We start from the raw sequence: 6,809 nt of genomic DNA, 5'->3' as shown, positions 1-6,809 counted from the left end.
GGACCGGCTCGCGGCCACCGGTGCCGGGCTGTTCGCGTTGGACGTCCCACGGGGTGCCGGCGCCTGTGCTCCCGCTGGCGTCGTTCCCCGGGGTGGAGCCATGCCCACGCGCGAGCCCGTCCTGCCCGTGGCCGGCGCACGACCCGCGCGGCTCCCAGAGCCCAGCCGGCTGCCCGAACCCGCGCGGCTTCCCGAACCCGCGCGGCTGCGGCTGCCCGTGCCACGCTCCGCGCCGGGGACGCCACCCGTGGGGTGCGCGTCCAGCTCGTCGGCGGACAGGCCCTCCACCGCGTCCAGCAGCGCGTCGATGAACTCCTGCGCGTTCTGGTACCGGTCCTCCTTCTCCGGCGCGAGCGCCTTGGCGAAGAAGGCGTCCAGCTCCGGCGGCACCGGCGCGCCCTGGCGCTTGCTGTTCACCGGGGGCACGGGCTGCGTCAGCGACGCCGTGAGCGCCTTGCGCACCGTGTTGGCGCCATAGGGCGAGCTGCCCGTGAGGCAGAAGTAGAGCACGCCCGCCATCGAGTAGAGGTCGGAGCGCTGGTCCACGGACTCGCCGCCGGCCTGCTCGGGCGGCATGTACTGCGGGGTGCCCAGCACCTGGCCCGTGGAGGTCAGCTGCTCCTCCTCGTCCTGCTCCAGCGCCTTCACCAGACCGAAGTCCAGCACCTTGACGAAGTCCTTCCCGTCGAGCGCCTGGACCATGATGTTGTGCGGCTTCAGGTCGCGGTGGACGCAACCCTCTTCATGCGCGTGCGCCAGCCCCAGCGTGGCCTGCTCCAGCAGGTTCACCGCGCGGCGCAGCGTCATGGGCCCTTCGCGCTTCACCAGCTCCTTGAGGCTCTCCCCCTTGAGGAGCTCCATCACGTAGTAGCAGGTGCCGTCCGCCGCCCGGCCGAAGTCGAAGATGGTGATGACGTTCGGGTGGCGCAGCCGGCTGGCGATCTCCGCCTCGCGCCGGAAGCGCTCGAAGAACTGGGGCGCCGCGGCCAGCGACGGGTTGAGCGTCTTCACCGCCACCGGGCGTTGCACGGACGTCTGCGTCGCCCGGAACACCATGCCCATGCCGCCCTGGCCCAGGACGCTCTCAATCTTGTAGCGGCCGTCCAGCACCTGGCCCAGGAGCTGGAGGCTCTGCGCCGCGCACAGGTGGTCTTGACCTTCGGTACTACCGCAGTGGGGGCAGGGGGCGGCCATGGGTGCCGGGAGTATAGGCAAGCCCCGCCTTCCGCCCAACCGGGGAGATGTGCTCCCTGGGCAGTCAGGCAGGCATCAGAACCGTTCCCGTGGGGCTTCCCGGCTGTTATCTCCCCCCTCCGCCATGAGCCTCGTCATCGCCCAGGACATCAGCCTCGCCTACGGAAAGAAGGTCCTCTTCGACGAGGACAATTTCACCCTCGGTCCCAGGGACCGGGTGGGCCTGGTGGGGGCCAACGGGACGGGCAAGTCGTCCCTGATGAAGATCATCGCCGGGGTGAGCCAGCCGGACGGGGGCACCGTCCAGTACAGCCGCCGGGCCCGGGCGGGCTACCTCCCCCAGGAGATCGCCGGCCTGCCGGAGGGCACGGTGGTGGAGGCGGTCATGAGCACCGTCCCGGGCCGGGACGCGCTGGAATCCCGCCTGAAGGACACGGAAGCCGCCCTGGCCGCCAGCACGGACGAGGAGGAGCAGCTGGAGCTGGCCCAGACGCTGGCGGACCTCCACGCGGAGCTGGACGACTTCGAGAACCGCTACGGCCGCCACCACGCCGAGCGCATCCTCAAGGGCCTGGGCTTCAAGGACGCGGACCTGTCCAAGCCCACCCAGGCGCTCTCCGGCGGCTGGCGCATGCGCGCGGCGCTCGCGGGCCTGCTGCTCCAGGACCCGGACCTCCTGCTTCTGGACGAGCCCACGAACCACCTGGACGTGCCCACGCTCGCGTGGTTCGACGGGTTCCTGCGCCGCTCCAACAAGGCGATGGTGCTCATCTCCCACGACCGGGACTTCCTCAACCGGCAGATCAACCGGGTGGTGTCGCTGGAGATGGAGGGCGTGCGCGAGTACGCCGGCAACTACGAGGACTACAAGCGCCAGCGCGCGGAGGAGATGGTTCTCCTGCAGGCGAGAGCGGAGAAGGTGGAGCAGCGCCGCGCGGAGCTGCAGGGCTTCATCGACCGGTTCGGCGCGAAGGCCACCAAGGCGAAGCAGGCGCAGAGCCGCGCGAAGATGCTGGCCAAGCTGGAGAAGGTCCAGGTCCTGGAAGAGCGCCAGACGATGAAGTTCCGCTTCCCGGAAGTGGAGCGCTCCGGCCGGGACGTGGTGCTGATGGAGGGCATCACCAAGCGCTACGGCGCGCTGACCGTCTACAACGGGCTGGACGCGCGGCTGGAGCGGGGCCAGCGCATCGCCGTGGTGGGCGCGAACGGCGCGGGCAAGACGACGCTGCTCAAGATGGTGGCGGGGGAGCTGGCGCCGGACACCGGCAAGGTGACGCTGGGGCACAACGTGGTGGTGGGCTATTACGCGCAGCACCACGCGGACAAGCTGGACCGCCACAACACCATCATCGAAGAGGTGCGCCCCCTGGCCGCGGACAAGCCGGAGAGCTACGTGCGCGGCGTGCTGGGCGCGTTCCTCTTCAGCGGCGATGACGTGGACAAGCCCATTGGCGTGCTCAGCGGTGGCGAGCGCGCGCGCGTGGCGCTGGCGAAGCTGCTGCTGATTCCGTCCAACTTCCTCCTGATGGACGAGCCGACGAACCACCTGGACCTGGACTCGTCGGAGATGCTGATTGAGGCGCTGAAGCTGTACGGCGGCACGCTCCTGTTCGTGAGCCACAACCGCAGCTTCATCAACAACCTGTGCACGCACGTCTGGGAGGTCGCGGACGGCAAGCTCACATCGCACCCGGGCAACCTGGACGAATACCTCTACCACCAGGAGCAGCAGCGCCTGGCGGCGGAGGGCGCGGACACGGGCGCGTCGAGCGGGAAGGGCGCGGCGGCCACCGGTCCGGTGTCGGAGAAGGAGCGCAAGCGCCTGGAGGCGGAGGCGCGCCAGCGGCGCTCCGTGGTGGAGGGCCCCATCAAGAAGGAGATCGCGAAGCTGGAGGAGCGCATCGCGAAGGTGGAGGCCGAGCAGAAGGACCGCGAGACGCAGCTGGCGGACCCGGTGCTCTACAACGACTTCGCCCGCGCGAAGCCGCTGATGGACGCGCACCGCACGGGCAAGGAGGAGCTGGAGGACCTCTATGCCCGCTGGGAGGCCGCGCAGGAGAAGCTGGCCGCGGCGCAGGCGTAAGGGGCCTACTGGACGTCGAAGACCTTCCGGACCGGAGCGCCGCCGCGCTCGATTTGAAGCTCGATGCGCCGGGCGTCGCGCAGCTTCGTGAAGGCCTCCAGCGCCTTGTCCGGGCTGTCCAGGTCCAGGCCGTTGATGCGCTGGAGCACGTCCCCATTGCGCAGCCCCAACCGTGAGTAGAACGAGTCCTCACGGATGGAGAACAGCTTGAAGCCCACGGGGCGGCCGTCCTTGAAGGCGGGGACCACCCGGGCCTGCATCGACAGTTCGGGCAGGTGCGTGAGTGCTTCGGTGACGTCCTCGCGGGGCACGATGCGGGTGTCCGGGCCTGTCTCGCGGATGCCGCGGCCCAGGCCGGAAGCCCCGGGCTGGATGTTCACCCGGGAGGGCGCGACGCTCCCGGTTCCGTCGACGTACTCGAGCCGTCCATCCACGAGCAGCAGGATGCGCTCCCGCTCGATGGCGAAGACCCGGGCGCCCTGGATGACATCGCTGACCATCAGGCTGTGGGCGCTGCCGGCCGGGAGCTCATGGATGGACGCCATGGACCACCGGGGATCCTGCGCCACCAGCGTGCCCAACAGCCGGATGCCCAGCGTGCTCCGGGGAAGATCTGGCGGTGGCTCCGGTGCGGCCACCCCTCCGGAAGCGGACGAGAGCCCCGTGAGCCGTGCCAGCCGCGCCCCATCCAGCGCCGTCAGGGGAGGGGCGTTCGAGGGAGCCGGAGCCGCGGCCCCGGTGTCCCGGATGCCGGGCATCACGAAGGCACCGGCCACCTGATTCACGCTCAGCGCGGCCGTCAGGGCACATGCAAAGACAAGCAAAGCGAACAGGCCCTGGATGGACCTCTGCTGCATGGCAAGGTTCACGAAAAAGCCTCCCTGTTTGGAACAGGGAGGCCCAGAGCAAGCCAGGGGCCAGAGGCTCCTCCAGAGGGAGCACTGCTGGCGTCCCGAGGGAACCTGGACCGCGTGTCAGGGCATGCTGCGCCGGCAATGACAAGCCGTCATGACACGCTGTCCGTCCGTCCTCAGTGGCTGTAATAGAACGACGAACCCCAGATGAACGCGGTCCGGCTGGCGGGAGCCGTGCCCACCAGGCAGTGCGCGCCGTCATAGCCTCCAATGGGGCAGCTGGGCGGAGGCGTGATGTAGAGGTTGTTCGCGTACTTGAAGGGCGTCGAACCCCAGGGCAGCGGCATGACGTAGCAGTTGGCCCCGTCGAACGACGAGGGCGGCGGGCACGCATTGCCGGGGCCGGGCGTCAGGTAGAGGTTCCCGGACCAAACGAAGTAGCTGGTGCTCCAGGACGGGTAGGGGAGGATGTAGCAGTTCGCGGTGTCCCACCCGGAAGGCGCCGGACACGACGTGCCGGGCAGCGCGTTGACGTACCAGGCGTTGTTGTGGACGAACGACGTCAGCCCGGCGGGGACGTTCATGACGTGGCAGTTCGAGCCATCCCATCCCGCGGTGATGGGCGCGCCCGTGTGCGACGTGACGGTCGGCGCGCAGGGGTTGTAGGGGCTGTAGGGCGTGGCCTCGGCGAAGTACTCGTGGGAGTCCGCGTTCTTGATGGCCTTGTGCGGCTTCGTCACCGCGAGGTTCTGCGCCGCGCTGTGGCCGTACTCGATGTCGCGGGTGCTGGCGGTCCGCCAGAAGTGGCTGATCTCATGGATCAACGTCCCGGCCTTGGAGTCGTCGCCGGTCATCGGCGCGGGCCAGAAGGCCTTGCAGAGGTGGACCTTGAAGTTCTCCCAGGGAATCACATAGGCATACGCACTCTTGTTGCAGTTGCAGAAGAACTTGATGTCTTCGTTGTCGACGGCGTCCCGGATCTCCCGGAAGTTTTCCCGGACGGTGCCATAGCGTGAGCTGTCATAGGCGCCGAACCACGTCGTGTAGCGGGAGGTGACGTTCCCGGCCACCAGATAGTCATAGGCATCATCCGCGTAGTTCAACGCGTGCTCCCGGGCGGCGATGATGGCGCTCTTCTGCGAGTCGCTGCACCCCTTGAACTTCTCGTTGTTGCCGCTGACGATCTTGGTCTCGTCTTCCATGTCGTCCGGATTGGGACGCGGCTCCCGGCCCTCGATGTCCAGGGTGATGACGTTGGAGACGGCGAACTCCTTGTCGGACTGGGGGCTGAAGATCTCCGTCTTGTATTGGATGGAGTAGGTCCCGGAGACGGCCAGGTCGTAGTTGTCCCAGAGCGACGCGACGCCGGAGATGCTCTCTCCCGGGTTGAGCGTCAGGGAGTCGCGGTCCGTGGGCGCCGCGCGCTTGTAGAGCCGGCCCATGTACTCGACGGGCTTGTCCCCCAGCGACACGGTGAGGATGTCCGCTTCGATGCCTTCGAGGACGGGCGTGTGGTAGCCGAGGATCCGCACCGGACTGCCGGACACATTCGTGAACGTGACCACGAGGTCCACGGGCGCGTCCGAGGGGAACTTCGTCGCCTTGGACGTGAGCTTGATTTCAATGGCCTCCCTGGCGCTGGCGTGGACTGGAATCGACACGAGCGCGGCCACGATGAGACAGAACCATTTCATCCGCTTCCCCCTGCTTGGGTGTTGATTGCCCGGGCAGGGTGCGACAATCCGGAGGGATGTTTCAATGTGACAAATGCGCTACTCGGCGCGCGGATTTGTAACCAGAATTGTTACAACCGCGGCTACTTGAAGATCTTCGACAGGAACCACACCACGGCGGACTCCGCGGCGCTGTTGTTCAGGTGCCTGGCGCGGCGGCCGTAGGCTTCGCTGGGCCGGGCCTTGGTCAGCTCGTCCGTGTACGGCGCGGAGCCCTCCGGCGCGCAGCTGCCGCAGTACAGCAGCTCCTCCCAGACGAAGCCGTAGCGCACGTCCATCCTCCGGCCACACGTCACGCAGGCCGGCTCGTCGCCGATGCGCACCTTGGGCAAGAGGCTCAGGCTCTTCTTGGGGTCGTACTCGTGCTCGAAGTCCGCGGCGGCGGGCCTGGGCTCCGGCTTCGGCTCCGCGGCCTTCTGGAGCTTCGCCAGCTCCTCCGCGTCCAGCGCCACGCCCCGGCACTTCGTGCAGACGTCCACCGCCACGTCCCGCAACTCCACCTCGGGGAGCGGCGCGTTTCCGCACGTGGGACAGGTGGGCGCCTGACGCCCGCAGGACGGACAGCCCGGGACGTACTGGAGCGACGCCTCACAGCCCTTGCACCGCCCGGGCTTGCCCTTCGCCGCTTCGAACACGGCCGTCAGCGTGGGACCGCCGACGACGCGCGCCAGCATCTCCTCCTCGAACCAGGCGGCACCGCAGGCACCGCACTCGTCGCGCACCAACCCCCGGGAGTAGGTGTTGCGCATCGTCGTCTGGCAGAAGGGGCACGCCTGCATGGCGCCCCAAGCCTACCGGGTCTTCCCCGGAAACGGGATGCCGGGGGCCGTTTCCCCCGAAGCTCAGGCGAAGCTCAGCCCGCGCGGCGGCGCTTGTCCTTCTTCGGCTTGGGCTCGGGCGTCTTCGAAGCGGGCGCGGGCTCGCGCAGCTCCTCCGGGACGGGGA

Annotated in this window: 5 protein-coding genes; 1 reads left to right on the top strand and 4 read right to left on the bottom strand. The window is 68.5% G+C overall.

Going from position 1 to position 6,809, the window contains the following annotated elements; genetic code table 11:
- Positions 1 to 1,194, bottom strand: a 1,194-nt coding sequence (locus D7X55_RS33045) for a serine/threonine-protein kinase (protein WP_233610217.1), incomplete at its 3' end; no start/stop codon positions are given.
- Between the two features lie 124 nt (positions 1,195 to 1,318).
- Between D7X55_RS33045 and D7X55_RS33040 the strand changes: the two genes are divergently transcribed.
- The gene (locus D7X55_RS33040; RefSeq protein WP_121725145.1) at positions 1,319 to 3,277 is read left to right on the top strand and encodes an ABC-F family ATP-binding cassette domain-containing protein; all 1,959 of its coding nucleotides are present in this window, start codon (positions 1,319 to 1,321) and stop codon (positions 3,275 to 3,277) included.
- A 5-nt stretch (positions 3,278 to 3,282) separates the two neighbouring features.
- Here the strand turns inward: D7X55_RS33040 and gspC are convergent, their stop codons facing one another.
- The 3 genes from gspC to D7X55_RS33025 form a co-directional block, all read right to left on the bottom strand.
- Entirely contained in the window at positions 3,283 to 4,146 is an 864-nt protein-coding gene (gspC, locus tag D7X55_RS33035) for a type II secretion system protein GspC (protein ID WP_147470302.1), read from the bottom strand.
- 161 nt (positions 4,147 to 4,307) lie between these two features.
- Positions 4,308 to 5,825, bottom strand: coding sequence for a M35 family metallo-endopeptidase (locus D7X55_RS33030; RefSeq protein ID WP_121725143.1), 1,518 nt, complete (start codon positions 5,823 to 5,825; stop codon positions 4,308 to 4,310).
- A 122-nt stretch (positions 5,826 to 5,947) separates the two neighbouring features.
- Positions 5,948 to 6,643, bottom strand: coding sequence for a zf-TFIIB domain-containing protein (locus tag D7X55_RS33025; RefSeq protein ID WP_121725142.1), 696 nt, complete (start codon positions 6,641 to 6,643; stop codon positions 5,948 to 5,950).
- Positions 6,644 to 6,809 lie beyond the last annotated feature (166 nt).

The organism is Corallococcus sp. AB049A, from assembly GCF_003668885.1.
Lineage (GTDB): Bacteria > Myxococcota > Myxococcia > Myxococcales > Myxococcaceae > Corallococcus > Corallococcus interemptor.
The sequence above is the reverse complement of the archived record's forward strand: the minus strand, read 5'-3'. Positions and strand labels throughout refer to the sequence as shown.